Source organism: Novosphingobium sp. 18050, assembly GCF_902706195.1.
Lineage (GTDB): Bacteria > Pseudomonadota > Alphaproteobacteria > Sphingomonadales > Sphingomonadaceae > Novosphingobium.
In genome coordinates this window covers 1-26,492 of sequence record NZ_CACSJO010000016.1, presented here as the reverse complement: position 1 = coordinate 26,492, position 26,492 = coordinate 1, and the positions used below count along the sequence as shown (strand labels likewise).

Sequence of the window (26,492 nt, the reverse complement as noted above, 5' to 3'; positions counted from 1 at the left end):
CCCAAGTTTATCCCCAGATTCGCGGGTTTGCGGCCACATCGCGCTTGCCGCCGCACGGGCGGGCGTTAGAGATAGTCGTCCGATTTTCGGGTTTTCTCGAACCCTAACCCGACCAAGGGGGACTTTAGGCTGTCATGAAGGCCACCATTGAACGTTCCGCGCTCCTGCGCTGCCTTTCGCACGTGCAGTCCGTCGTCGAACGCCGCAATACCATTCCGATTCTTTCGAACGTCCTGATCGAAGCGTCTGCGGGCGGTTCGCTGCGTGTGATGGCGACCGACCTCGATCTGCAGGTCGTCGAATCGCTCGGCGCCGTCTCTGTCGAGGCTGCCGGTGCGATCACGGTTTCGGCGCACCTGCTGTTCGACATCGCGCGCAAGTTGCCCGAAGGCAGCCAGGTCAGCCTCGATGCGGCGGATAATCGCATGGTCGTGAAGGCCGGGCGCAGCCGCTTCCAGTTGCCGACCCTGCCGCGTGACGATTTCCCGATGATCGCGGAAGGCGAACTGCCGACCAGCTTCGAGATTTCGGCCGCCACGCTGGCGCAGCTTATCGACGCGACCCGTTTCGCGATCTCGACCGAGGAAACGCGGTACTATCTCAACGGCATCTTCTTCCACGTCAGCGACGAGGAACTGAAGGCCGCCGCCACCGATGGTCACCGCCTTGCGCGCTTTACCATCGCCCGTCCCGACGGAGCGGAGGGCATGCCCGACGTGATCGTGCCGCGTAAGTGCGTGGGCGAACTGCGCAAGCTGCTCGAAGAATCGCTCGACACCAACGTCCTCGTCGACCTTTCCGCGAGCAAGGTACGCTTCACCTTGGGCGGCGAGAACGGCGTAGTGCTGACCAGCAAGCTGATCGACGGCACTTTCCCGGACTACACGCGCGTCATCCCGACCGGCAACGACAAGCTTCTCAAGGTTGATCCCAAGAGCTTCTTCCAGGGCGTGGACCGCGTGGCGACCATCGCCACCGAAAAGACCCGCGCTGTGAAGATGGCGCTCGATACCGACCGCGTGACGCTTTCGGTCACCTCGCCGGACAACGGTACGGCGGCTGAGGAAGTGCCTGCGGATTACAGTTCGGAAGGTTTCGAGATCGGCTTCAACGCCAACTACCTCAAGGACATCCTGGGCCAGATCGAAGGCGACACGGTGGAACTCCACCTCGCCGATGCGGCTGCTCCCACGCTGATCCGCCAGGACGAGAAGAGCCCCGCGCTTTATGTTCTGATGCCGATGCGCGTCTGAACGGCCGCAAGACCTGTCTGAATAAGGAAAAAGGCCGGGGTGAAAGCCCCGGCCTTTTTGCTGTTCGCTTTCGGCGCGCGGCGGGATCAGGGGTTCTTCGCGCCGCCCTGCATCTTGCCGGCCGCAAGCTGTATGCGCTGCATCAAGGCGGGATCGGTGTTGGATGCGGTGGCGATCTCGTTGAACTTCTCGGGCGGCAGGCCCGATTGCTGAACGGCACCGGCCATCTTTGCCTGCTTGTCGGCGGCGGGGACGGCGGCGTCCTTCTGGATTGACTGAAGGGCCATCACTGCTTTGGTAAACTGATTGACCTCGGTATCGCTGTACTTTGCGGAACTGCTGCCGGGAGCGCTTGGCGCTGCACCGGAGGACGGCTGCTGGGCGATGGCGGGACCGGAGATCGTCGCCATCCCGAAAAGGGCAGCGCCAAGGGCGATCGCTTTGCTGGATTTCATATCGGTTTCTCCTGGAGTTGGCTTCCGCCGCAAAGCTCTCCAGCAGGCGCTGCCGGGTCAACCGGAGCCTTGCCGCACGGTGACTTAACCGGGGTGAACCGAAGTTCCGGGCCGCCATTTAAGCGCATAGTGCGATCCGCGAACGGCGCCGAATAACCCGGGAGGGCGAGGGCGATGGCCCTCGCATCCCCTTCCTTTCCTGCGCCTCAACCCCGGTGCGAAGCCTCGATCATCGTCTCGACAGCGACGAACTTTTCCCTGGGCGCGCCGCTTCGGGCATTGGCGACTTCGGCTTCGTCGATCTTCTGCCAGTCGGTGAACTTGACCACCTCGATCCCGCGTTCCTGAGCCAAGGCGTCGAAACCGGGGCGGCCGGGTTTGCCGCTATCGCCTGCCATGTCGGCGGCGATCTTTTCGACGATGGCGAAGCCGTCGGGGCGGTTGGTGCCGATGGTGCCGGTAGGGCCCCGGCGCGCCCAGCCCACGCAGTAGAGGCCGGGGCTGATCCGGCCTTCGACGTTGGCGAAGCGGCCGCCTTCCTCGTCGAATGGCACATCGGGGATCGGCGAGGTCTGGTAGCCGATGCAGGCGACGACCAGCCCGGCCGGGATGCGATAGGTCTCGCCGGTGCCGACCGCCTTGCCGCCTTCGAGCCGGGTGCGTTCTACTTCGACGCCCTCGACCCGGGCGTCGCCCAAAATTGCGCGAGGCGCGGCGAAGAAATCGAATTCGACGGTGACGGCGTCCTTGCCCGGCGCGGACTGGCCCGAGGCGAAACTACGCAGCAGGGCGACGGCCTTGCGTTGCCCGGTGTCGAGGTGGGCGTCTTCGGCCACGTCCGGCAGGTCGACGGGATCGACTTCGGGGTGCGCGCGCGACAGTTTGGCGAGTTCGCCCAGTTCCTTGGGCGTCATCGCCACCTGATGCGGCCCGCGCCGACCCAGGATGACGATCCGCCGCACGGCAGAACCTTTCAGCGCAGTGAGGGCATGGGCGACTATGTCCGAATCGGCAAATTCCTCCTCGGACTTGGCGAGGATGCGCGCCACGTCGAGCGCGACATTGCCATTGCCCACCACGACGGCAGTATCGTGGCCAAGTGCGGGATCGAGCCCGGTGAACTGCGGATGCCCGTTGTACCAACCCACGAAAGCGGCCGAGCCGAAAACATTGGCAAGATCTTCGCCGGGCAGGCCCAGCTTACGGTCGTGCGGCGCGCCGGTGGCAAGGATCACAGCGTCGTAAAGTTCTTGTAGTTCCGCCACCGAAAGGTCGCGGCCGAGCATGACATTGCCGACGAATCGCACGTTCTCGCTCAGCGCCGTCGCTTCGTAGCGGCGCGACACGCTCTTGATCGACTGATGGTCCGGAGCGACTCCGCTGCGGATCAGGCCGAAGGGAACGGGGAGGGCATCGAATATATCGACCCGCACGCCGCTTCCCCACTGCTTGAGCGCGGCTTCGGCGGTGTAATAGCCTGCAGGACCCGATCCGACGATGGCGATGTGGCGCACGGTCATATCTCCCATGGGCCGGCTTGATGGTCTGCCGGTCTGAGGGCAAGCAAGCATGGCGGCGGGGCGGGGGCAAGTGAAATGGTTACGCTTTTCGGTCGGAAGGTAGCGGCAACCGGACCGGGCACATTTAACCGTTTCGAAATGGGCGCGCGGCCATGGTGCGATCATGACGATTACGGGCTTGCGTGGAAAACGACGGGCGGCGCTCCCGGGTGCCGATAGCGGGGCTGTGCCCGAAGGCCGCGAAGGGAAGCAGGCGCCTGCTCCGGTCGCCGAACCTTCCTCTCCGCCAGCCGCAGCCCCGGCTGCATTTGGCGGATTTGCGCGTTTTCGTGCAGGTCCCGATGCCAGCGACGTCCTGCATTACTTCACATCGCCCCGCTGGGCGTTGATGGGGCCGACGATGCTGGTCTGCGCGCTGCTGATGGGAATCGTCTCGAAAGTGATGCCGGACCTGATCTCGGCACTGAGCATTGCGGCAGCAACGGTACTGTGCGTACCGGCCTCGCTTTATGCCAGGCTGGAGCGGCGAATCCTGCATGACGGCTGGCAACGCTATCCGTTGATGGCGCTGGCCGTCGTGCTGCCGATGGGCCTGTTCGGTTTTGGCGCAGCGCGCTGGACCGACCTTCATTCCGGTCTCGACTGGGATGTGACGGTCAATGTCTATGTCATCGCCGTGCTGATGGCGACGGCGCTGCTGGAAACCCGCCTTACCTCGATCATCGGCGCTACCGTCGGCCTGTGGGGCGGCGGTTCGATCTATGCAGGATCGCCGGCCTCGTTCGGCCTGCTGGCGGTAGGCGGGGCGACCGGCCTGATCCTCGCGATCAATCAGGCTCGCAGCGCGGTCTCGCAGTCGCAGGTCCACTCCGAGCGCGAGCGCGAGCAGCGCCGGGCCGAGCAATTGCTCCACGAATACGAGCAGACCGGGCAGGGCTGGTTCTGGGAAACTGACCGTCTGGGCAAGGTTACGTATGTATCTGAGCGAATCGCCGCGCTGCTGGGCAAGGGGGTGGGCGACCTCGAAGGACGGCCGTTCACCGGCCTGTTCATGCTGGAGGCGCAAGGCCAACAGAGCGAACGCACGCTTGTCTTCCATCTCAACACCCGCTCCTCGTTCCAGGATCTGGACGTGCGCGCGGCAAGCGCGGAGCAGGATGAGCGATGGTGGTCGATTTCCGGCCGGCCGGTGCTCGACCAGTTCAACAATTTCATGGGTTTTCGCGGGTCGGGCACGGACCTTACCGAAAAGCGCCGGTCGCAGCAGCATGTGACGCAGCTGGCGCGATTCGATTCGCTCACCAAGCTGGCGAACCGCTTCCAGATGGCGGAGTGGCTGGAGAAGATCCTCACCAGCCCGCGCATCGAGACGCGCGCCTGTGCGGTATTCCTGCTTGATCTCGACCGCTTCAAGCAGGTCAACGACACGATGGGCCATCCGGCTGGCGACGCCCTGCTCAAGCAGGTGGCGGAGCGCCTTGGCGGCACCGTGGGCGACCGCGGGCGTGTGGGCCGTCTGGGCGGCGATGAATTTCAGGTCGTCCTCCACGGCGCCCAGCAGCGCGAGGGCCTTGCGCATCTCGCGCGCCGGATCATCGAAAACCTTTCGCAGCCTTACTCGATCGACGGTGCGCGGGTGACCATCGGCGCCTCGGTCGGCATCGCGCTGTGCCCGGACGACGGCACCACTTCCGAAGCGCTGATCCGCAACGCCGACCTCGCGCTCTATGCCGCGAAGGGCAACGGGCGCGGGCGGCATCATTTTTACGACGAGGACCTGCACTCCAACGCGCGCGAGCGCCAGCAGCTCGAAGAAGACCTGCGCGATGCGATCGCCAATGGCTCGCTGGAGCTGCACTATCAGCCACAGGTGCGCACCACGACCGAGCGGATCACCGGCTTCGAGGCGCTGCTGCGCTGGAAGCACCCGATTCACGGCTACCTCTCGCCTGCCAAGTTCATACCGGTGGCGGAGGAGACCGGCCTCGTTGCGCAGATCGGCGAATGGGCGCTTCGTACCGCCTGCCGCGACCTTGCCGGGTGGCCCGAGGACGTGCGCGTGGCGGTCAACGTCTCGCCCTTGCAGTTCGCCAATCCGGCGCTCCCGGCAATCGTCACCAGCGCCATCGCCGCTGCCGGGATCAGCCCTGCGCGGCTGGAACTGGAGATCACCGAAAGCGTCTTCCTGGGTGAGGACAAGTCGACCGAATCGATGTTCACCGCGCTCAAGAGCATCGGCGTGCGGCTGGCGCTCGACGATTTCGGGACGGGGTATTCCTCGCTCGGCTATCTGAAGAAGGCGCCGTTCGACAAGATCAAGATCGACCAGAGCTTCGTGCGCGGCGCCACCGTGCCGGGCAGCCGCAACGGCGCGATCATTTCCTCGATCGTCAGCCTGGCCGAAGCCCTGGGTATGGAAACCACCGCCGAGGGCGTCGAGACGCTGGATGAGCTGGACCTGGTGCGGGTGCTGGGCTGCAGCCACGTCCAGGGCTTCATCTATGCCCGCCCGATTACCTGCGAGGCGGCTACGGCGAAACTGTCGGAAAGCCTTGTCGCGGTGGCGCAGGGGCCGCGATCGGCCCGCGCACCGCGTCAGACGATGCTGCGCAAGGTCGTGCTCGAGCATGGATCGCACACTTATCATGGCACGATTCGCAACATCTCGCTGTCCGGCGCGATGATCGAGGGGCTGTGGAATGTGCCCGAAGGGACCGTTTTCGGCGTCCATCTCGCGGAAGGATATGTGATGATGGCCAAGGCCCGCTGGTGCAAGGAAGACCGCATCGGCGTGGAGTTTGCGCAGGCGCTCGACGTAGACGGGAACGGCGCGGTGCTGTTCACACCAGCCGGCCAGCGGCGCGAGCGCAGCGAACAGTCGCAGCTTCGCCGTACCGCCTGATGGGGGCGGTGTGAAAATCACTGAAACGGGCAGGCTGACATAACCTCAAAGCACTGCTAACGGCGCATCATGACCGAACTCGCGCAAATCCGAAATTTCAGCATCATTGCCCACATCGACCATGGTAAGTCGACGCTCGCCGACCGCCTGATCCAGAGCACCGGCGGCCTGACCGAGCGCGAGATGAGCGCCCAGGTGCTCGACAACATGGATATCGAGAAAGAGCGCGGTATCACCATCAAGGCGCAGACCGTGCGCCTGAACTATACCGCCGCAGATGGGCTCACTTATGAGCTGAATCTGATGGACACGCCGGGCCACGTCGACTTCGCCTATGAAGTCAGCCGCAGCCTGGCCGCTTGCGAGGGCGCGCTGCTGGTGGTGGACGCGGCGCAGGGCGTGGAAGCGCAGACGCTCGCCAACGTTTATCAGTCGATCGAGCACGACCACGAGATCGTGCCCGTCATCAACAAGATCGATCTTCCTGCCGCTGAACCCGAAAAGGTCCGCGCCGAGATCGAGGAAGTGATCGGCATCGATGCGAGCGAGGCCGTGATGGCCAGCGCCAAGTCGGGTATCGGCATTGCCGAGGTGCTGGAAGCGATCGTCAAGAAGATCCCGCCGCCCAAGGGGGAGCGCGACAAGCCGCTGAAAGCGATGCTGGTCGATTCGTGGTACGATCCGTATCTCGGCGTCGTCATCCTGGTGCGCGTCATCGACGGCGTCATCAAGCGCGGCGTGAACGTAAAGTTCATGCAGGGCGGCACCGATCACCTGGTCGACCGCGTCGGCTGCTTCACGCCCAAGCGCGTGGACCTGCCCGAACTGGGCCCGGGCGAGATCGGATTCATCACCGCGCAGATCAAGGAAGTCGAGCAGGCCAAGGTCGGTGATACCATCACCACCCTGAAGGGCGGCGCAACGCAGGCCCTGCCGGGCTACAAGGAAGTCCAGCCGGTGGTCTTCTGCGGGCTGTTCCCGGTCGACGCCAACGACTTTGAGAAGCTCCGCGAATCGATCGGCAAGCTGCGTCTCAACGATGCCTCGTTCAGTTTCGAGATGGAATCGAGCGCGGCGCTGGGCTTCGGCTTCCGCTGCGGGTTCCTCGGCCTGCTGCACCTGGAAATCATTCAGGAGCGCCTGAGCCGTGAGTATGACCTCGACCTCATCACGACGGCGCCGTCGGTGGTCTATCGCCTGACGATGACCGATGGCAGCGTCAAGGAACTGCACAATCCTGCCGACATGCCCGATCCCGTGAAGATCGACTTCATGGAAGAGCCGTGGATCAAGGCGGTGATCTATACGCCCGACGAATACCTCGGCTCGATCCTCAAGCTTTGCCAGGATCGCCGCGGTATCCAGAAGGACCTGACTTACATCGGCGGCCGTGCGCAGGTGACTTACGAGCTGCCGCTGAACGAAGTGGTCTTCGATTTCTACGATCGCCTGAAGTCGATCAGCCGCGGCTATGCCAGCTTCGACTACGAGCAGACGGGCCTGCGCGAGGGTGACCTCGTGATGATGAACATTCTCGTCAACAACGAGCCGGTCGACGCGCTTTCAATGATCGTCCATCGAAATCAGGCCGAACCGCGCGGCCGCGGGCTGGTGGAGCGGCTCAAGGAGCTGATCCCGCGCCATATGTTCAAGGTGCCGATCCAGGCCGCCATTGGCGCCAAGGTGATCGCGCGCGAGACGATCAGCGCGATGCGCAAGGACGTTACCGCCAAGTGCTATGGCGGTGACATCAGCCGCAAGAAGAAGCTCCTCGACAAGCAGAAAGAGGGCAAGAAGCGCATGCGGGAATATGGCAACGTCCAGATTCCGCAGGAAGCCTTCATCGCTGCGCTGCGGATGGGCGAGGAATAGGCCCGCCAACGCGGCGCTTCACCTTTGCTTGCGTCATGCGGCGAGGGTGAAGCCTCGTACCGAACCTGATCTTCATCCCCGAAGCGAGCAAGCATTCTCGCTTCGGTGCAACTGCGCGTTTTTGTCGCGGGTGTGGAGACCATCGCCGGCCGCACGAGCGGTTTTTCTAATGGCTGTAATAATTTATTGGCTAATCGACCTAATTGTTGCACGAACCGCGTAGTGATGTTTAAATTCAGCACAGGCGCGAGTGGGCCTCTGACGGCATATGGCAGATTTAAGGCAACCTGATCAGTACGGAAATCGCGAGCAGGTCTCGCCGCTTTCGCTCGTCTTTCCTGTGTTAACTCCCAAGCAGCATGAAGTGCTTCGCTTCGTGGCCGAAAATCGCACTAGTAAGGAAATCGCCTGGGAGCTTGGGATTTCCGAAAGTGCGGTCAACCAGCGTATCGAGGGCGTGCGGACACGTGCCGGATCGCTCCCTCGTGCAGAGCTTGCTCGGGCTTACAGGCATTACCTGCAGGAACTGGAAGCAGCCTGTAATTCGATACCAGATAAGAATCCTCAGGTTTCTGATAGGGTAGCGGATATGGCAAACAGGGCGCGGGACGAGAATGCCGAACAGTTTGCTCTGGCAGATGCCACGACTTACACCGTGACGGCACCATGGCAGAGCAGCGCCACGTTCGACAGTATCGTCCCGGAGGTATTAGATGGGGCGAATGCTGGTCTTACGCGGACCGCTGCCATGGTCGCCATCGCCGGAGGAATGTTGCTCGTGGCGATGGTGGGTCTTGGAGTGGCGCGTGCGCTCAGTGACCTGATCTGAACGGGCTGAATTTGTTATATTGTACAGAATTGATTGCTTATGGTGCGCTGGCTGAGCCAGCGTTCCGCCAGGGGAATTTGCATGTCCATGACGATTGCCGTCGCTACCGCTCGTATCTCGCGGCAGCTACCCGAAGCCGAAGTGTCGCTCGATTCTGCTTTGCTTGCTTCGGCGCAGCTCATGGAAACGATACTGCTCACACCGCAGGAAGAGGGGCAGGAGCCTTATGTCCGTCAGGCCGCGCTGATGCGGCTTGCCCGGGCACAGCGCCTGCTGATCGAAAGCCAGAACGAAATGCTGCGCGTCCACGAGGAAGTGCTGGGCATCGGCAGGGAGATCGAGGCTGTTGGCGACGACGATGGCAATTGCCCGGAGCAGACGGGCCTGCTGGCCATGATGCCGCTGCGCCGGATCGCCTGAGATCGATACATTCGCGGCCAATGTGGCAAGGGTATCCACATGCCTGAACTGCCGTGGTCTTTTATCTTGTGGTCTATCAAGGACGAGGCACAGTTTGCAGCTTATCTCGTGCTTTTCCTCTATTCGATGGTTCGGGGCGCGGCGCCCGAGCGGCTGCTTTCCGGCGTGCTGTTCGCAATGCTCGCGTTCGACAAGATCCACCACGCCCTTCTCGGCGGGTCGATCATGTGGCGCCATGCCAACATGGGGCACTTCGTCATCGACCTGCTGGTCATGGCCTGCACGTTCGTTATCGCGCTCCATGCCAACCGGATCTATCCGCTATGGGTAGCCGGAGTAGAGATCATCTCGGTGTTCGGCCACATCTACCGGCTGGGGCTGGAGGAGATCAACCGGTTCGCCTACGACATGATGGTGGTAATGCCGTCCTACGTCCAACTGGTGGCGATGACCCTGGGCATCGCGTTTCACACGTCGCGGCGCAAGAGGCTGGGCAGCTATCCGTCCTGGCGGCGCTCCTTGCGCCCTATGCCGCCGGCCGGGGCGAGGATTTCGCCTACCAGCTGATTCGCCGCTTTGGTTCCCTGCGCACGATCTATTCCGCCTCGTTCGAGGCTCTGACCGAAGCCCTCGCCGATGCGGGGGAGCGCCGGGCCGATATCGCCGCCGCCATCGTGGGCGCCCGCCGCTTGGCCGAAGCCGCCTCCCGGGAGTCGCTGCTGGGCGTCCCCATTGAATCGTCCGCGCCCGCCTTTCGCCGCTACCTCGTCAACCGGCTCGGAAGCCGCCGTGAGGAATGCGTGATGGTCCTCTTCTTCACCGATGAAGGGCTCTACATCGCCGAGGACCTCTATGGCGGCGGGCAGCGCTCGGAAATACGGATACCGCTGCGCCGCACCGTGCGCCGGGCCTTCGATCTTGACGCGCGGCGACTGGTCATCGCGCACAACCATCCATCAGGTGTGCCGCAGGCCAGCGCTGCCGACATCGCCGCGACCAGGCGCTTTCGCGAGGTCGTCGAGGCGCTGGAAATCCGCCTCGACGACCACTGCATCGTCGCCGGCAACTCCGTCGCCAGCATGCATGCGATGGGTCTGCTCTAGTTCTTCAGGCGCAGGCTGACGAACAGCGTGCGGCCGCCCTCGGGATAGCCGTCGACGGTGGCGTAATTCTCGTCGAACAGGTTGCGCCCGCCGACGCCCAGCGTCGCCCAGTCGGTGACATCGAAGTCGACGCGCAGGTTCGCCAGCGCGTAGCTGCCGATCTTGTAATAGCGCGTGCCGGCGGTGTTGACCGTCCAGCGCTTCGAGGCGACGTCGAAGCTGGGCAGGATGCGCAGCGCCTCGATCGGCGACCACTCGGCCCAAACGAAGCCGGAATGCTCAGGTACGCCGGTAGCGTGGAATGCGGGAAGCGAGGGATCGTCCAGCTTGCGGTGTACCCAGCCATAATTCGCCCCGGCGCGCAGGCTCTCGGCAATCTGCGCGGTCGCCGAGAACTCGGCGCCGTAGTAGTCGCCCGAGCCGACGTTGCGGCTCTGCGCCGTGGCCTGCCCCTGGAAGATGAAGGGGAACGTGACGATCGCGTCATCAATCTTGGCGTACCAGCCCGATGCCTCGATCCGCAGCGGGCCGAACTGGCGGGCGCCGCCCAGTTCGATCTGGGTCGCGCGTTCGGCGTCGAGGTCCGGGTTCGAGGTGGCGCCGCCGAAGCGGGTGCTGAAGCGCTCGAAGATGGTCGGGAAGCGCGCGCGCGACGAGACTGCGAGGTGCAGGTTGGTCGCATCGTCAGGCGTCCACTGCAACTGGCCCTGGGCGTTCCAGGCATCGCCATTGCGCAAGTTGTAATAGACGAAGGCGCCGTTGGTGTAGTCTTCGGCCCGGCGCAGGTCGCGCCAGTCGTAGCTGGCACCCACCACCAGTTCGAGCTGGGGGGTCAGCTTGTAGCCGTTCTCGATCGCGGCGCTGTAGGTTTCCTCGATGGTGGTCTGCCACGGCTCGAACACGCCGCTGGGGAAGCTCTGCTGGATTTCGCGGTGGCGATCGTTGCGGTAGTGGAACGAGACGCTCAGACGTTCCGCATCGCTCGGCCGCAGATCCAGTTGGGCCGAGCCGCCATAGGCGCGGTCGCTATAGGCGCTGTTGAAAGAACTGCCGCGCGTCTGGGTAGTCAGCGTCTTGTCGTCGAAACTGTCGAGGCTGTTCTTGAAGGTGTTGTAATAGGCGCGCGTGCGCAGCGTGGCGATCTCGCCCAGCTGCGTGGTCGAGAGAAAGTAGACGTTCTGCAGGTTCCAGTACGGCCAGGTCCAGTAGCGCAGGCCGGTGCTGTCGGAGACGTGAGTTGGCGCCAGTTTCTCGCCTTCCTGGCGGGTATAGCTGATCGCATATTCGTCGGTCGCGTTGGGGGTGAAGCCGATCTTGGCGTTGACCCGCCAATCCTCGGTGCGCGACAGGTCGCGTGCGCCGCCGTCTTCGTTGCGGGTGGGCTTGAAGTCCTTCGACAGGTTCCAGTGATCGGTGAAATTGCGCGCGTAGCTGGCCTGTGCGTACCACATGTCATGTTTTGTGCCGAGCGAGGCGAAGCCGGTGTAGCCCGCATAGTCGGTGTCGTTGTCGAGGTTGAGGCTGAAGCGCGCCTCGGCATCGTATTCCTTCTGCGGCTTGCGGGTGACGAGGTTCACCGCGCCGCCCATCGCGCCGGGGCCGTTGAGCACCGAGACATAGCCCTTGGCGACCTGGATCTCGGCGACGTCGGGGGTCAGGAAACGGCCATAGTCGAGGCGACCGTCGGCAGGCAGATAGACGCGGATGCCATCGATCGAAAGCGGGACCTGGAAACGGTCGAAGCCGCGCACGAAGATCAGGCGCTCGTTACGCGAATTGCCCGAGATGCCGGAAGTAACGCCGGGGATCAGTTTTACGGCTTCGTCCAGCGTATCGCGCGAGAAGTCGTAGATGGCTTCGGCATTGACCGAGGAACTGCTGATGCCGCTTTCCTCGCTGCGGGGCGCGGTAACGACGATCTGGCCAAGACCGAAAGTGTTGCCGCCGTCGTCTGTGTCCGCCGCGAAGGCCGGTGCGCCGATGGCGCTGGCCAGCGATACGGCAAGTGCCGCCGTTACCCGATATTTCATGAAAACCCCCTTGAACCGTTGTATCATCCGCGCTTTGAGCGAACCTATATTCTGTCGTATATAAATGATGCATGGAGCCGCAAGCATGATACGAAAGTCCCGGGCGCTTTTTCTCGCTGGTGCAGCAATAATGACGCCCACAGTTCCGGCGCTTGCTGCTGAAGCAATGGGGGGGCACGAGCACGCGGCCTGCACGGCGCCTGCTCCCGTTCCCGCCGATCTTGCTGGCTGGAGCGCGCCGCATCGCCCGCTTAAGGCAGCGGTGAAACCAGCCGCTTCAGGCAAGGCGCTGCTTGTGATGGGCGCCGCTTTCGATGCTACGCTCGCACCCACACCCAAGGTCGATTACGTTCTCGAGCCGGGCAAGCCGGGCGGATCGGTCAGCTTCGGGGGCCTTTTCGCATTCGATGTGGCCAAGGCGGGCCGCTACCGCATTGCCCAGAACGGGCGTTCGTGGGTCGATGTGATCGTCGACGGCAAGGCCGTAGCCTCGGCTGCCCACGGACATGGGCCGGAGTGTTCGGGTATCACCAAGATGGTCGAGTACGATCTGCCTTCCGGCCGCCATCTTTTGCAAATCGCGGCGAACGGCGAAGCGGCGCTCACGGTGATGGTCGCTCCGGTTCGATGAACGGCATCCGATGAGCCGGGCAGGGTGCTGGGCGCTTCTGTTCGGAGGCCTCGTGCTTGCCGCCGGGGCGGGCATGGCGAAAGACAGCGGCGGTTCGGCCGAGGCGCAGGTCGCGCTGGGGCGGCGGCTCTTCCATGACGGGGATCTGTCGATCAACGGCACGCTTTCGTGCGCCACCTGTCACGATCCGCGCCACAGCTTTGCCGACGGCACCCGCGCCCATCCCGGAGCGCACGGAGAACCGGGACTGCGCAACGTGCCGTCGCTGGTGAACGTCGGCGCGTTCTCCCCGCTTACCTGGGGCAACGATGCGCTGACCACGCTGGAACTGCAGGCGCTTGTGCCCATCGCGGGCGAAGACCCGGTCGAGATGGGCATGAAGGGGCAGGAGGCCGAACTCGCACGGCGTCTGTCCGCTAACGGGTGTTACCGCAAGCTTTTCAAGGCCGCCTTTCCCAAGGCACGCGGACGGATCGACTTTGCCACCGTTTCCACGGCGCTCGCAGCGTTTCAGCGCACGATCGTCAGCCATGAAACGGCGTGGGACCGGGCGACCTCGGGCGGGGCGCCGCTCCCCGAAGCGGCGGTGCGGGGTGAGGCTGTGTTCCGGGGCGGGGCAGGGTGCGCCTCGTGCCATTCGGGCCGAGAATTCACCGACCTTGGGTTCCACCGACTGGCGGGGGAGCCTGCATCTGCTCCGAATGGCGACTTCGGGCTCGCCCGCGTCAGCGGCCGCAGCGAAGATCGCGGCCGTTTCCGGACGCCCTCGCTGCGTAACGTCGCCTTGACCGGGCCTTACCTCCACGATGGCAGTGCCGAGACCATGGCCGATGCCATCGTCCGGCACGGCATCGCCCTGTCCCCCGGTGACGCCGCCGATGTCGAGGCGTTTCTCGATGCTTTGACTGACACGGCCGTCACCACCGACACCCGCTATGCGCGCCCGGGCAAGACTTGCGAGATTTCATAGCGTTCACAGTGGTATCGTGACCCGGCGACGCATTTCCAGAGCCATAAGGTGGCAAAATCGCGACGGGTGCAACCTTGGCGGCTGTGCAGCATTGGCAAAAGCAACCATTTGACAACGCGCGCGTCGACACGAAAGTGTCGTCTTGTGCGCACATGCCGTCTACGGCCCCAGATCGTGATACTATTGGAGATGCTCGCTTGACCCAGATCGTCACTGTTCCGACCACGCCCTTCGACGGGCAGGCGCCCGGCACCTCGGGCCTGCGCAAGAAGGTGAAGGTCTTCCAGCAGCCGGGCTATGCCGAGAATTTCATCCAGTCGGTGTTCGACGTGGTGGAGCGTGCGCCGGGCGCGGTGCTGGTGATCGGCGGCGACGGGCGCTATCACAACCGAACTGTGATCCAGCAGGCGATCCGCATGGCGGCGGCCAACTGCTACGGCCGGGTGCTGGTGGGGCGGGGCGGTATACTTTCCACCCCGGCGGCAAGCCATGTGATCCGCAAGTACAACGCCAGCGGCGGCCTGATCCTTTCCGCAAGCCACAATCCCGCCGGGCCGGACGAGGATTTCGGCATCAAGTACAACATCGCCAACGGCGGCCCCGCGCCCGAAAGCGTCACCGGCGCCATGCTGGAGCGTACCAGGGTGATCGACCGCTGGCTGACGGTCGAAGCGTCCGACGTCGATCTCGACACGCTGGGCGAAACCCTGGTTGGCGGCGTGACGGTGGAGGTCCTCGATCCCGTGACCGACTATGCCGACCTGATGGAGGAACTGTTCGACTTCGACGCGATCCGCAAGGTCGTCGCCTCGGGCTTCACCATGCGCATGGATTCGATGAGCGCGGTGACCGGGCCATACGCTGTCGAGATCCTCGAACGCCGCCTGGGCTTCGCTCCGGGCACGGTGGTCAATGGCGTACCGCTGGAGGACTTTGGCGGGCATCACCCCGACCCGAACCTGATCCACGCCAAGGAACTCTACGACCTGATGATGTCGGAAGATGCGCCCGATCTCGGCGCGGCATCGGACGGCGACGGCGACCGCAACCTCATCATCGGGCGCGGGCGCTTCATCACGCCTTCGGATTCGCTGGCGATGCTGGCCGCGAACATCGAGATCGCCCCGGCCTATCGCGGCCGACTTGCCGGCATTGCCCGCTCGATGCCGACCAGCGCCGCCGCCGACCGCGTGGCCGAAGCGCTGGGCGTGCCGTGCTTCGAGACGCCGACCGGGTGGAAGTTCTTTGGCAACCTGCTCGACGCCGGCAAGGTCACCATCTGCGGCGAGGAAAGCGCCGGTACCGGATCGGACCACGTGCGTGAGAAGGACGGCCTCTGGGCAGTGCTGCTCTGGCTCAACGTGCTTGCCGTGCGCGGCATCAGCGTGGATGATCTTGCCCGTGAACACTGGGCGCGTTTCGGCCGCAATTACTACGCCCGCCACGACTTCGAGGGCATCGCTACCGAAGGCGCCAATGCACTGATGGATGGCCTCAGGGCGCAATTGGCCGACCTGCCCGGCAAGACCTTCGGCCCGCTGACCGTGCAGGTTGCCGACAGCTTTTCCTATACCGACCCCGTCGACGGTTCGGTCAGCGCCAACCAGGGCATCCGCGTGTTGTTCGAGGACGGCAGCCGCATCGTGTTCCGCCTTTCGGGCACCGGCACGCAGGGCGCGACCCTGCGCCTCTACCTCGAGCGCTACGAGGCCAGCTTCGGGGATCTGGACGCCGAGACCGGCGTGATGCTGGAAGCGCAGATAGCTGCGGCGGAAGCCATCGCCGGGATCATGCGTCATACCGGCCGAACCGCGCCCGACGTCATCACCTGATCCTTGTTCCGGCACGTCGCCTCGGACCGGGGCTGACGGATGCAGCCCCGCTCTGGCGATGAATTGGATATGGTGATTTACGAAAACCGCCGATTATGGCGGTTTAAACGGTTCCGTCTAACCATAGTGTATACATCATGATCTGAAACCGCTTGCCTCTCGCACCGACGCATTCCATCCGTCGGTTCGAGAGGAAGGTGCGCAAACGCCATGAGCAAGCATATCCACCTGGTCAGTTTCCTGATCAATTCGCCGATCAACCACACGGTTCTCAGCTGGGCGCAGCCGGGCGACAACCGGCTGGACGCCCTGCATGACCTCAAGGCATGGCAGGACCTGGCGCGCACGCTGGAGCGTGGCCGTTTCGACGCCATCTTCTTCGCCGACACGCCCGGCGTTTTCGACCGCTACCGTGGCACCCATGAAGACGCGGTGAAGTACGGCGTCTGCTGGCCTTGCCTCGACCCTGTCGTGCTGCTCTCGGCGCTCGCTGCCGCGACTACTCACCTGGGCCTCGCGGCAACGATGTCGACCAGTTCGTACCAGCCCTGGTCCATCGTGCGCCAGCTTGGCACTATCGACTATCTTTCCGGCGGGCGCGTGGGCTGGAACATCGTCACCGGCCACTTGCGGGGTGAACACCGTGCGCTGGGTCTCCACCAACTCGACCACGACCGCCGTTACGACCGCGCGGATGAGTATATGGAGGTCTGCTACAAGCTGTGGAATTCGGTGAAGCCGGGCGCCATCCTCGCCGACCGCGAGGCGGGTGTATACGCCGACCCGGCGAAGGTGGAATTCATCGACCATCAGGGAGAGTTCTTCTCCTGCCAGACGGTCTCGCCGGTGCCGCCTTCGCCGCAGGGACACCCGGTGCTGTTCCAGGCGGGCAGTTCCGGGCGCGGCCAGCAGTTCGCGGTGAGCCATGCCGACGTGGTCTTCTCCATCCAGCCCAACCTTGCTGGCATGAAGCGGTTCATGACGAACCTTGCGGATGCGGCGCGCGATGCGGACAAGACGGTGCCGGGCGTCAGCTTCGGCATCCAGCCCATCGTCGGCGGGACCGAGGAAGAGGCGAAGCGCAAGCTGGCGGACCTTGTCGAGAAGCTGCCGATCGATGCCTGCCTGGCGCGGCTTTCCGGTACCATGGGCGTGGATTTTGCAGGCATGGAACTAGATCAGCCGCTCGCTGATATCGAGACGCAGGCCTCGCAGGGGCTGATGAAGGCCTTCGCCAACATCGAGGGCGACAAGCCGCTGACCTTGCGCGAAGTCGCAATCCGCTGGGGCCTTGCGGTGGGCAAGCCGCAGATCGTCGGCACGCCCGAGCAGGTGGCTGCGGAAATGGAGCGTATCTGGCGTGAGACCGGCTGCTACGGCTATAATGTGACGCCCACCGTCATGGCCAGTTCGGTTACCGATTTTGTAGATCAGGTGGTGCCGATCCTTCAGGAAAAGGGCGTCTACCGCACCGAATACGAAGGCACGACCCTGCGCGAGAATCTGGGCCTGTCGTGATGCGCGATATAGCGAAGAAGACGCACAATATCGTGCAAGTGCGGGAACTTGCCCGTCGCCGCCTGCCGCGCGCGATCTGGGAATTCATCGAGCGCGGCACCGAGGACGACCTGCTGGTGAACCGTAACGTGGCAGCGCTGCAAGGAGTCCAGCTACTGCCGCGCACCTTGCGCGACGTTGCGCAGCGCTCGGCCGGGATCGAGCTGTTCGGCCGCCGCCAGCCCCTGCCGCTGGTGATCGCCCCTACCGGGGTGTCCGACCTGCTGTGGCACCGGGGCGAGCGGGCCATCGCCAGCGCAGCAGCCTCTGCGGGCATTCCCTTCACCCAGACCACTAGTTCCACCACGGCCTTCGCCGACATCGCCAAATGCGCGACCTCCGGCCACTGGATGCAGATGTATCTTTGGGAGCGGCGCGACCTTTCGTGGAAGGTCGTCGACGCGGCCTGCGAGAACGGCGCCGATGTCATCGTCCTCACCGTGGACACGCCGATGTGGCCGCTGCGCGAATTCAACAGGCGGGCCGGAATGTCCAACCCGATTCGCCCCAACCGGGCGCTGGTCTCGGACTTCCTCAAGCGGCCCTCGTGGTTCGCATCGGTGATCTGCCGGTACTACCTGCAGGGCGGGTTGCCGCAGTTTGCCAACTACCCGCCCGAGGTGGGCGGCAAGCTGACTGGCACTGTCAGCCGTGTGGCCAATTCGGCCTCGGTCAACTGGGCGGACGTGGACGAACTGCGCCGCCGCTGGCCGGGCAAGCTGGTCATCAAGGGCGTACTATCGGCCGAGGACGCAAGGATCGCACTGGACCACGGCGTCGACGGCATCGCGGTATCCAACCACGGCGGGCGCAATTTCGACAGCTCGCCGCCGGCCATCGACGTTCTGGCTGGCATCGTCGACGCGGTGGGGAGCCGCACCACCGTCCTGTTCGACAGCGGTGTGCGGCGCGGCGCGGACGTGGTGAAGGCCTTGGCGATCGGCGCGCATGCGGTCCTCATCGGCCGCGCCACACTCTACGGCTGCGCGGCGGGGGGAGAAGGGGGCGCCCGGCACGCAATCGATCTGCTGGCGAACGAGATCGACGTGGCTATGGCCATGGTGGGCGTGACGCGGCTGGAGGAACTCGACCGCAGTTATCTCATGCCGGGGACTTTTCGGGGGTAAGGCGCGAGGTCCATCGCCCCCCCCGCACTCCCGGGAATGCCCCGCTCCCGGGAATGTCGACGTATGGCGCCGGTCTGCGTCCTGCCGGATCACGCCGGTTTTTCCGAAGATCCGCTAACCCTTGCGGGCTTCGTCCAAGGCATGCACGCGCGCGGCGGTATCCGGTTCGGCCAGCAGGGCTGACAGGGGGGCATCCAGACGTCGGCGCCAGTTGGGATGTTCCGTGATCGTGCCGGGCAGGTTGGGCTGCTCGCGCTCCGCCAGAAGGTCTTCGAGCGGGGCTATGGCAAGGCCGCAAGGCGCGGCCCCGATGCGGCGCAGGGCTGCTTCGACTACCGGAGCCGGGTCGTTCGGCGCAGGGCGGGAGGAGGCGTCATGGGTCAGGCTGGCCCAGAGCAGGCCCCGGTCCCAGTCGCGCCGGTCGTCCGCCTCTACGCGGCTGGTGTGCTCGGGGAGGCGGCCCAGCTTCTCCGCCCAGTCGAGATCGCGCCCGGTCCACCAGCCGGCGACGGTGGCGGTATCGTGGGTGCCGGTCATGGCCACAGCCTGCGCGTCGTAGTCCTGAGTGCCGATGAAACCATCGTCGTCGGCGCGTTCGAACCACAGCACGCGCATGCCCAGCATTCCGCGCCGTGCGATCGCGGGGCCGAAGCCGTATGGCATCGTGCCAAGGTCCTCGGCCACGATCAGCGCCCCGGCAAGGTGTGCCTCCAGTGCAACAAGGCGGATGAGGTCGTCGAACGGATAGGTCAGGTATGCCCCCGCGCTCGAAGGCTGGCCTTCCGGGACTACCCAGAGGCGGGCAAGGCCGAAGGCATGGTCGATGCGCAGCGCGCCCGATGTCGCCAGAGCAGCGCGGATCGTAGCGATCCAAGGGGCGTAGCCGCTTCGCGCCAGGCCCCTTGGCGAGAACCCGGTGAGGTTCCAGTTCTGTCCGTGTGGGCCCAATGGATCGGGCGGAGCGCCGATGGTCAGGCCCTGCAACAAGGTGCCGCGCATCGCCCAGGCATCCGAACCGCCGGTGTGTACCCCCACGGCCAGATCGGCGAGCAGGCCCACCGCCATGCCCGATACCCGCGCCCGTTGCTGGACGCAGACAAGGCTTTCGCGCGCCAGCCATTGGGTAAAGAGGTGGAACTCGACCTCTTCGGCATTGTCGCGGGCGAACGCGGCCACAGCGTCACCTTCGGGGGCGTGGAAGGGGGCGGGCCAAGTCTGCCAGCCATGTAGGCCCTGCGCGCGAAAATGCACATCCAGCGCGTCGTATAGCGCCTGTCGTACCAGCCCCTCGCCGTGCGGCGCATTGCTGCGTGCGACGCGTTCGCGCGTGGCGGCGTCGAGGCGGGCGAACAGGCCGCGCATCTGAGCGAGGCGCTGGGGCAAGGCGGTTTCCCAGTCGATGAGGGCGGCTTCCTCCACCACCTCGTCCCCCTCCAGCGGCGGCAGGCCGAGCAGTACGGGATCGCCCATGGCGGCATTGAGATAGAGCCGGCTGGAGGGCGAATAGGGGCTGAAATCATGTCCGTATCCGGCGAAAAGCGCATGGACGGGGTTGATCGCCACCGCATCCGCGCCGCACGCGGCGAACGTGTCGATGGCTTCGGCAAGCTCGGCGAAAGTGCCGAAGGATTTTGGCGCCGCGCCGCGTAGAGCGGGGATCTGCACTGCCGGTCCCCAGATACGTCCTTTGCCTAGTGCTTCCACCGAAGGACATTGGCGCGGCGCGACCGCCAGCGTGAGCGCATGGCCGTTTATGGTGAGCGCGTGGTAGCCCGCCTCGTCCACGGGCGGCAGCATCCAATTCGATACGTCAAGCTCCCGCGCCGTGCCGTCATCTGCCGTGATCCGGGCATGGGCTAGGGCGGCTGGCAGCGGCGTGGGTCGGCCGACATCGGCCACGATCATCGCCGGAGGCTGGGCGCGCTCGCTGTCGACTTGGGCGAGGCTGGCCGCGATCTCCACTTCGGTTGCCGCAGGATAGCCGAGCGCGGCAGCGATCGTGGCCAGCGATGCGTCGCTGACGGTTTGCGGCGCGCCGTCCACGTCCCACCAGGTGCGGACCAGGCCGATCGCCTCGGCGAGGGCGTGCAACTGCTGCATCTGTGGCATCGCTCCGTGGGGCCGGTAGGAGCGCCGCCCATGCGCTGTGGCGGGAGGCTAGCGTGCCTGCATCGCGGGAGCAATCGCGCTTGCTCGCCGCCAACCGCGCGGGCGATCGTTCCCATGCGGGACTTGCGCGGACCGCAGGCGCGCTCGACGATGCGGCAAGCTGCGGGGCGGGCAAAGCCAAGCGCCGGCAAAAACAAAACGGAGAGTGATATGGCGAGGGTCGATGTCGGCGGGATCGGTATTGCGTTCGAACTGCTGGGCAGGGAAGGTGATCCAGCGATTGCGCTGACGCCGGGCGGGCGTTTCACGATGGATGTGCCGGGCCTGCGAGAGATGGCGCAGGAGCTTGTGCATGCCGGGCGCCGCGTGCTGATCTACGACCGGCCGAACTGCGGGCTCTCCGATGCCTCCCTGCTGGGCGACAGCGAATCCGAGATGCAGGCCGAGGCGCTTTCGGGCCTGATCCGGAAGCTGGACCTTGGCCCTACGGTGATCGCGGGGGGATCGGGTGGCAGCCGCGTCTCTATGCTGGCGGCGGCGCGCGATCCTGAGATTTGCTCGCATCTGGCGCTGTGGTGGATATCGGGCGATCCGATCGGCCTCATGCAATTGGCAACCTACTACTGCGGAGAGGCCGGCACGCTGGCCAGCGTCGGCGGCATGGAAGCCGTACTGCGCGCGACCAGTTGGGCCGAAAACTTCGCCAAGAACGAGCAGGCGCGCGATTTTATCCTGGCGCAGGACCCGGACAAGTTCATCGCAGTGATGCAGAAATGGGCCGCCGCTTATGCGCCTTCGCCCATTACCCCGGTGCCGGGCATGTCGCCGCGCGACTTCGCGCGACTGACGATGCCCACGCTAGTGTTCCGCAGCGGCAGGAGCGACCTTTCGCACACGCGGGCGACCTCGGAATGGGTGCACCGGCTGGTACCGCATTCGCAGATGGTCGATCCGCCGTGGAATGACGATGAGTGGAACTATCGCTCGGGCCAGACGATGGCGGGGACGGATGGCCATACTCTGTTCCGGTCATGGCCGAAACTGGTGCCGCAGCTGCTCGATTTTATCGGCGGCTGAGGGTACTTTTACCCAAGCTGTCCACCGCCTCTCCACCGCCTCTCCACCGGCTATGCCCGATCTGTCCACAGGCTTGCCCACCGTGCAGTCGCGCGCCTAGGAGGGCGGCATGGACCTCGACCGTTATCTTGCCCGCATCGGCCTTGCCGCACGTCCCGTTGCCGAACCCGAAGCCGTCGCGGCGCTGCAATCGGCGCACAGGCTCGGGATCGGGTTCGAGAACCTCGACATCATGCTTGGCCGGCCGATCCGCATCGATGCGCGAAGTGTGTTCGACAAGATCGTAGTGGACGGGCGAGGGGGCTATTGTTTCGAGCAGAACCGCCTCTTCGGCGATGTGCTGACGGCGCTTGGCGTGGCAAACCGGCCACTGCTGGCGCGCGTCAGGCTGGGCCTTGCCGAGGACGTCATTCCCCCGCGCACGCATGTCTGCCTGCTGGCCACCATCGCGGGCGAAGAGTGGCTGGTCGACGCAGGCTTCGGGGGCAGCGACCTTGCGCCCCTGCCACTTGTGGACGGGGCCGAGGCGCATACGGCGGACGGCGCCCGTCACCGTCTGCGCCGCACCGGGATGCGGGGCAGCCTGGAGGGGGAGTGGCTGCTGGAGCGCGCCGGGCCGGTTTCCGCCACCGACGGTCGCGCTACCGCGCATGGCGACTGGCAGGCGCAATACACTTTCGACCTTGCGCAAGCCGTGTCGGGCGATCTCGAGCAGGCAAATCACTGGACCTCCACCCGGCCCGATACTCGCTTCACCAGCCTGCACGTCGCGAGCATTCCGCTTGCCGGGGGCTTCGCTTCGATGGTGGAACGGGGCCTCACGGTGCATGGCCCGAACGGCACCGAACGGCGCATGATCGCCGATGCGGCTGACTATGCCCGCACCCTGCGCGAGGTATTCAGGATCGCGGTGAGCGAGCAGGAAACCGCGCGGTTGCCATTGTTTCTCTGACGGCGCTGGTTTCCGCGTGCTCCGTTGCGGAAGCGCGAACTTACACCTCCAGCAGGCGCGGCATTAGTTCAACGAAATTGCAGGGGCGATTGCGGCTGTCGAGTTGTTCGGCGAGGATGCCGTCCCAGCCGTCCTTCACCGCGCCGTTCGAACCGGGCAATGCGAAGATGTAAGTGCCCCGTGCGACCACGGCCATGGCGCGGCTCTGTACCGTGGAAGTGCCGATGGTCTGGTAGGACAGCCAGCGGAACAGCTCTCCGAAGCCGGGGATTTCCCGTGCGCCCGTCACCATTCCTAGTGCCTCGGGGGTGACGTCGCGGCCGGTCAGGCCGGTGCCGCCGGTGGAGACCACCGCATCCACCTCGGCATCGTCGATCCAGTTTTCGAGCAACGCCGCGATGGCAGCTGCGTCGTCGCGCTCTATCACGCGGCGCGCGAGCGTATGGCCCGCGTCCGTGATGCGCTGCGCGAGGATATCGCCCGAGGTATCGTTTTGCGCAGTGCGGGTGTCGGAAACCGTTAGCAGGGCGATGTTGATGGGCTTGAAAGTGCGGCTCGGGTCAACGGCCACGCACGATCGCTCCATTCGCGTTCATGCGCACGCCCTGCGATCCCGACAGGCCGGGGAAGGTCGGCCATTCGCCCTGCGCCAGTTCCATGCGGCTTTCCGATGCACCGCCAGCCTGGCGTTCGTACATCCAGTAGTTGCGCATGACGATGTTCACGTAGCCGCGCGTCTCCCAATAGGGCAGCGATTCGATCCACAGCAGCGGGTCGCCCTGGCTGTTCACGTCGGTGTTCCAGCGGCCCACCGGCAGGAGGCCCGCGTTATAGGCAGCCATGACCTTGGGCAGCAGGCCCTGCGTGGCGGAATTGTTCTGCAGCATTTGCAGATGGCGCTGGCCGAACGCCAGGTTGACTTCGGGCTTGTTGAGATCGGACGCATTGCCCGAGACGCCCAGCGACGAGGCATGGTCCTGCGCGGCGGCGGGCATGATCTGCATCAGTCCGCGCGCCCCCGCAGGGCTGACGACGCCGGCGCGGAAAACCGATTCCTGCAGCGCATGGGCAAAGACAAGTGCGGGGTCGACCTTCCAGCCGCCCACCGGGGTCCACTTTGGGGTGGGGAAGCGCGTCGCCGGTTCGGGCTTGCCGCCGTAAGGGGCGTTATAGGCCATCCAAAGCTGGGTGCCGGGCAGGCCGAGATCGCGCGCCAGGCGGGTCAGCGGCGCATATTGCGAGGCATCGCCGATGCGCGCCTGATGGCGCAGCACTTCGTCGGCGAGGCCGTCCTTCCCGATTTCCGCCAGTTCCACGGCGGCGCGCACGTTCGGATTGGCGCGCAGCTGCTGCCAGTCGGCCTGGGTGAAGTCGGCGGCGGAATGCTGCTCGGGCAGCTTCAGGCCAAGCTGTTCGGACGCAAGCATCCCGTAGAGCGTTTCGTCACGTGCGGCAGCGAGGCGCAGCGTGGCAGCGGCCAGTTCGGGCTTGCGGCAGCGCACGAGCGAGCGGCTTTTCCAGTAATGGGAGGCGCTGGTCAGTTCGGCGTTCTCGGAGGACTGGGCGGCCTTGCCGAACGCGTCGGCGGCCCCTTCGCAGTCTCCAAGGCGCCACGCCGCGAGCCCGGCGGTCCACCAGGCTTCACCCACCCACGGCCCCGTTCCGAGCGCGGCAAGCTGGGCCATTTGGTAGGCGTTGGCGTCCTGATTCTCTATGTAGAAGCTCCAGGCCACCTTCTGGCGCCATTCGGCCCGCGTCGAAGGGCTGAGGCTGGCGTCGATCCCGTCGAGCAGCACGCGCGCGCCCATCGGGTCGTCGTTCTTGATACGGTCGAGGATGCTGTTCGAGATCGAGCCGGGCATCGTGCCGTCTTCGATCGACGCTGGGCGAACCCGCTTCGACATCGAAGGCAGGCGCGCGAACGTCTGTTCGCTCGGCAGGCTGGGGACGGTTTCGGCACCCCGCTTCAGCGCAAGGCGGCTGATCTGGTCGGCGCCGGGCAGTTCCGCGCCTTGCGAGAGCCAGCCCTGAAGTTCGGCCAGTTCGATCTTGGGCGAACCGGCAGCCAGGTAATATTCGGCGCGGGCCTGCTGGTGCAGCGGGCCGTCGGTCCGCGAGGCGAGCATCCGCTGGACCGTCGACCAGTCCTTGGCATCGATCGCGTCGAAGACCTGCTTGTAATAGGTGCGGTCGTCCTGGCTGAGCAGCGAGGGGACGGCGGTACGGTCTGCGCGGGTGCGGAAGTAGTCGACCGCAGCGCTGTTAGCGAAGGCCGGAACCGCCGAAATACAGGAGGCGAGGGTAAATCCCGCCAACAGTCCGGCCCTGGTAATTCGTTTCAAGTGTTTATTCCCCGCGATCCTGTACGACGCCCCGGTTGCTTGGCCCATCTGTCTTTCGGGGACCGCTCAGGCGGCGGTCCACTCCAGCCAGGCCTTCCACAGGACCGGCTTTGCGCGCGGTTGTCCGAGCAGCGCAGGCAGGGCCCATGAGGCAAGCAGAGGTATCGATCCCCCTTCATGGTTGAAATTTCGTAAAACGGCAGGACGTTGCGGCGATTCGTGGCCGATTAGCGATAGGACGTTGCCGCCGAGTACGACGAGCCGTTTTGGCGCCACCAGAGTCACGTGATGCGCCAGTACCTGACCAAGACCGCGCTCCTGCAATGCGGCCCAATCGGGCGCCGGCGTATGACGAGGTAGCGCGCTGGCAAGATAGGCATCTTCGCGCCGTGTTCCGAAGGCTGACAGGATTGCGTCGAGCAGCTTTCCCTGAGGGCCGGAGAGCAGAGCCTCGCGGTCCTCCGCCTCCGGTTCCTCGACCACGATCATCAGGTCCGCGCCTGCGTGCCCCTGCGGCGCGATGCGGGTGGAAAGCTCACCGCCGCACAGCAGCGGTTCGGTCAGCCACCAGGCCGCGAAAGCGGCAAGGTCGGCGGGAAGGTTGGCCGGATCGAGGCGGGCAGGGAGCGGGGCTGCGTCCACGTCGGCGGCCGGCGCGCGCATGGGGCGGCGCTCCGCAGCGGGATTCGCACCGCCTTCCGGTTCGGGTGGAGCGAGCCAAGAGACGGGCTCGTCTACGAAGTCGAGATCCACGCCTGCGTCCCGCCACCAGTCGAGCGCACCTGTGATATCGTCTAGAAATGCAGGATTTGGAGGTTGATCCATCGCGGGGGTCTTGACCTGCCGCGCGGGAGCAATCAAGGCTCAAGACGATTTAATCGCTCGGCTAAGTCGCAAAAAAGGCGATTGAGCTAAAAAAGCGATGGGCAAAAAACGAATTTGGACGGGGCTTCCATGATTGAACGCGAAGAGATGCCTTATGACGTCGTCGTCGTCGGCGGTGGACCTGCCGGCCTGGCCACGGCGATCCGGCTCAAGCAGATCGATCCCGAATTGCAGGTCTGCGTATTGGAAAAAGGCTCCGAAATCGGCGCCCACATCCTCTCCGGCGCGACCATCGACCCCAAGGCGCTCGACGAACTTCTGCCGACCTGGCGTGAGGATGGCTGCCCGCTCGCCGAAACCCCGGTGACCGACAACTGGCACTGGCACATGACGAAGAAGGGCAAGTTCTCCCTTCCGCATGCGATCCAGCCGCCTTTCATGTCGAACAAGGGCAACTACACCGGATCGCTGGGCAACCTGTGCCGCTGGCTGGCGGAACAGGCCGAAGCGCTGGAGATCGAGATCTTCCCCGGCTTCCCCGCCGCCGAAATCCTCTACGGCGACAATGGCGCCGTGCTGGGCGTGCAGACCGGCGACATGGGCGTCGACCGCGAAGGCAACGAGAAGGGCGATTTCCAGCCGGGCATGAACCTGCTCGGCAAGTACACCGTCTTCTGCGAAGGCGC

At 64.8% G+C, this 26,492-nt stretch carries 23 protein-coding genes; 16 read left to right on the top strand and 7 right to left on the bottom strand.

Annotation, left to right across the window (positions count from 1 at the left end; translation table 11 throughout):
- Nucleotides 1-134: 134 nt before the first annotated feature.
- Nucleotides 135-1,253 (top strand): DNA polymerase III subunit beta, encoded by a 1,119-nt coding sequence (dnaN, locus tag GVL61_RS15635; protein WP_159981592.1) that lies wholly within the window; start codon nt 135-137, stop codon nt 1,251-1,253.
- 86 nt (nt 1,254-1,339) lie between these two features.
- Here dnaN and GVL61_RS15630 read toward each other — a convergent pair whose 3' ends face one another.
- Entirely contained in the window at nt 1,340-1,708 is a 369-nt protein-coding gene (locus GVL61_RS15630) for a DUF4168 domain-containing protein (RefSeq protein ID WP_159981591.1), read from the bottom strand.
- Between the two features lie 206 nt (nt 1,709-1,914).
- Nucleotides 1,915-3,222, bottom strand: coding sequence for an FAD-dependent oxidoreductase (locus GVL61_RS15625; protein ID WP_159981677.1), 1,308 nt, complete (start codon nt 3,220-3,222; stop codon nt 1,915-1,917).
- A 169-nt stretch (nt 3,223-3,391) separates the two neighbouring features.
- Between GVL61_RS15625 and GVL61_RS15620 the strand changes: the two genes are divergently transcribed.
- From GVL61_RS15620 to GVL61_RS25020, 6 genes are all read left to right on the top strand, one after another.
- The gene (locus GVL61_RS15620; RefSeq protein ID WP_159981590.1) at nt 3,392-6,130 is read left to right on the top strand and encodes an EAL domain-containing protein; all 2,739 of its coding nucleotides are present in this window, start codon (nt 3,392-3,394) and stop codon (nt 6,128-6,130) included.
- A 69-nt stretch (nt 6,131-6,199) separates the two neighbouring features.
- Nucleotides 6,200-8,002: a translation elongation factor 4 gene (lepA, locus tag GVL61_RS15615; protein WP_159981589.1), complete on the top strand. Its 1,803-nt coding sequence runs from the start codon at nt 6,200-6,202 to the stop codon at nt 8,000-8,002.
- A 268-nt stretch (nt 8,003-8,270) separates the two neighbouring features.
- A complete protein-coding gene (locus GVL61_RS15610) occupies nt 8,271-8,831 on the top strand; it encodes a LuxR C-terminal-related transcriptional regulator (RefSeq protein ID WP_159981588.1) in 561 nt (186 codons plus the stop codon).
- An 81-nt stretch (nt 8,832-8,912) separates the two neighbouring features.
- Nucleotides 8,913-9,251, top strand: a complete 339-nt coding sequence (locus GVL61_RS15605; RefSeq protein ID WP_159981587.1) for a hypothetical protein — start codon at nt 8,913-8,915, stop codon at nt 9,249-9,251.
- A 39-nt stretch (nt 9,252-9,290) separates the two neighbouring features.
- Entirely contained in the window at nt 9,291-9,818 is a 528-nt protein-coding gene (locus GVL61_RS25025) for a hypothetical protein (RefSeq protein WP_235037729.1), read from the top strand.
- Between the two features lie 122 nt (nt 9,819-9,940).
- On the top strand, nt 9,941-10,354 hold the full coding sequence (locus GVL61_RS25020) for a JAB domain-containing protein (protein ID WP_235037728.1): 414 nt from the start codon (nt 9,941-9,943) through the stop codon (nt 10,352-10,354).
- Here the strand turns inward: GVL61_RS25020 and GVL61_RS15595 are convergent.
- On the bottom strand, nt 10,351-12,384 hold the full coding sequence (locus tag GVL61_RS15595) for a TonB-dependent siderophore receptor (RefSeq protein ID WP_159981585.1): 2,034 nt from the start codon (nt 12,382-12,384) through the stop codon (nt 10,351-10,353). The genes GVL61_RS25020 and GVL61_RS15595 overlap by 4 nt on opposite strands.
- A gap of 130 nt (nt 12,385-12,514) precedes the next feature.
- On the opposite strand from GVL61_RS15595, the gene GVL61_RS15590 reads away from it, so the two are divergent.
- The 5 genes from GVL61_RS15590 (at nt 12,515) to GVL61_RS15570 (ending at nt 18,501) form a co-directional block, all read left to right on the top strand.
- The gene (locus tag GVL61_RS15590) at nt 12,515-13,015 is read left to right on the top strand and encodes a homogentisate 1,2-dioxygenase (protein WP_235037727.1); all 501 of its coding nucleotides are present in this window, start codon (nt 12,515-12,517) and stop codon (nt 13,013-13,015) included.
- Between the two features lie 10 nt (nt 13,016-13,025).
- Nucleotides 13,026-13,985, top strand: coding sequence for a cytochrome-c peroxidase (locus GVL61_RS15585; RefSeq protein ID WP_159981584.1), 960 nt, complete (start codon nt 13,026-13,028; stop codon nt 13,983-13,985).
- Nucleotides 13,986-14,182: 197 nt separating this feature from the next.
- Entirely contained in the window at nt 14,183-15,817 is a 1,635-nt protein-coding gene (locus tag GVL61_RS15580) for an alpha-D-glucose phosphate-specific phosphoglucomutase (RefSeq protein ID WP_159981583.1), read from the top strand.
- A 210-nt stretch (nt 15,818-16,027) separates the two neighbouring features.
- Nucleotides 16,028-17,335, top strand: a complete 1,308-nt coding sequence (locus GVL61_RS15575) for an NtaA/DmoA family FMN-dependent monooxygenase (RefSeq protein ID WP_159981582.1) — start codon at nt 16,028-16,030, stop codon at nt 17,333-17,335.
- Nucleotides 17,335-18,501 carry an alpha-hydroxy acid oxidase gene (locus GVL61_RS15570; protein ID WP_159981581.1) on the top strand — a complete coding sequence of 389 codons (1,167 nt, stop codon included), beginning with the start codon at nt 17,335-17,337 and terminating at the stop codon, nt 18,499-18,501. Before GVL61_RS15575 ends, GVL61_RS15570 begins: the two co-directional genes overlap by 1 nt.
- 114 nt (nt 18,502-18,615) lie before the next feature.
- Here GVL61_RS15570 and malQ read toward each other — a convergent pair whose 3' ends face one another.
- Complete coding sequence (malQ, locus tag GVL61_RS15565) at nt 18,616-20,601, bottom strand: 4-alpha-glucanotransferase (protein WP_159981580.1); 1,986 nt, start codon at nt 20,599-20,601, stop codon at nt 18,616-18,618.
- Nucleotides 20,602-20,690: 89 nt separating this feature from the next.
- Between malQ and GVL61_RS25275 the strand changes: the two genes are divergently transcribed.
- The 3 genes from GVL61_RS25275 to GVL61_RS15555 all read left to right on the top strand — a co-directional run bounded on the left by GVL61_RS25275 (nt 20,691) and on the right by GVL61_RS15555 (nt 22,639).
- Nucleotides 20,691-20,819: a hypothetical protein gene (locus tag GVL61_RS25275; protein ID WP_255456545.1), complete on the top strand. Its 129-nt coding sequence runs from the start codon at nt 20,691-20,693 to the stop codon at nt 20,817-20,819.
- A gap of 1 nt (nt 20,820) precedes the next feature.
- Nucleotides 20,821-21,687 (top strand): alpha/beta fold hydrolase, encoded by an 867-nt coding sequence (locus GVL61_RS15560; RefSeq protein WP_159981579.1) that lies wholly within the window; start codon nt 20,821-20,823, stop codon nt 21,685-21,687.
- Between the two features lie 109 nt (nt 21,688-21,796).
- Entirely contained in the window at nt 21,797-22,639 is an 843-nt protein-coding gene (locus tag GVL61_RS15555; protein WP_159981578.1) for an arylamine N-acetyltransferase, read from the top strand.
- 40 nt (nt 22,640-22,679) lie between these two features.
- Here the strand turns inward: GVL61_RS15555 and moaB are convergent, their stop codons facing one another.
- From moaB to GVL61_RS15540, 3 genes are read right to left on the bottom strand one after another with little or no spacing between them, the layout of a single operon-like run.
- Nucleotides 22,680-23,210, bottom strand: coding sequence for a molybdenum cofactor biosynthesis protein B (gene moaB, locus GVL61_RS15550; protein WP_159981577.1), 531 nt, complete (start codon nt 23,208-23,210; stop codon nt 22,680-22,682).
- Nucleotides 23,200-25,029 carry a lytic transglycosylase domain-containing protein gene (locus GVL61_RS15545; RefSeq protein ID WP_159981576.1) on the bottom strand — a complete coding sequence of 610 codons (1,830 nt, stop codon included), beginning with the start codon at nt 25,027-25,029 and terminating at the stop codon, nt 23,200-23,202. Before GVL61_RS15545 ends, moaB begins: the two co-directional genes overlap by 11 nt.
- Before the next feature lie 18 nt (nt 25,030-25,047).
- Nucleotides 25,048-25,806: a uracil-DNA glycosylase family protein gene (locus GVL61_RS15540; RefSeq protein ID WP_200844949.1), complete on the bottom strand. Its 759-nt coding sequence runs from the start codon at nt 25,804-25,806 to the stop codon at nt 25,048-25,050.
- Nucleotides 25,807-25,935: 129 nt separating this feature from the next.
- Between GVL61_RS15540 and GVL61_RS15535 the strand changes: the two genes are divergently transcribed.
- A partial coding sequence (locus GVL61_RS15535) for an NAD(P)/FAD-dependent oxidoreductase (RefSeq protein ID WP_159981574.1) occupies nt 25,936-26,492 on the top strand: 557 nt, incomplete at its 3' end.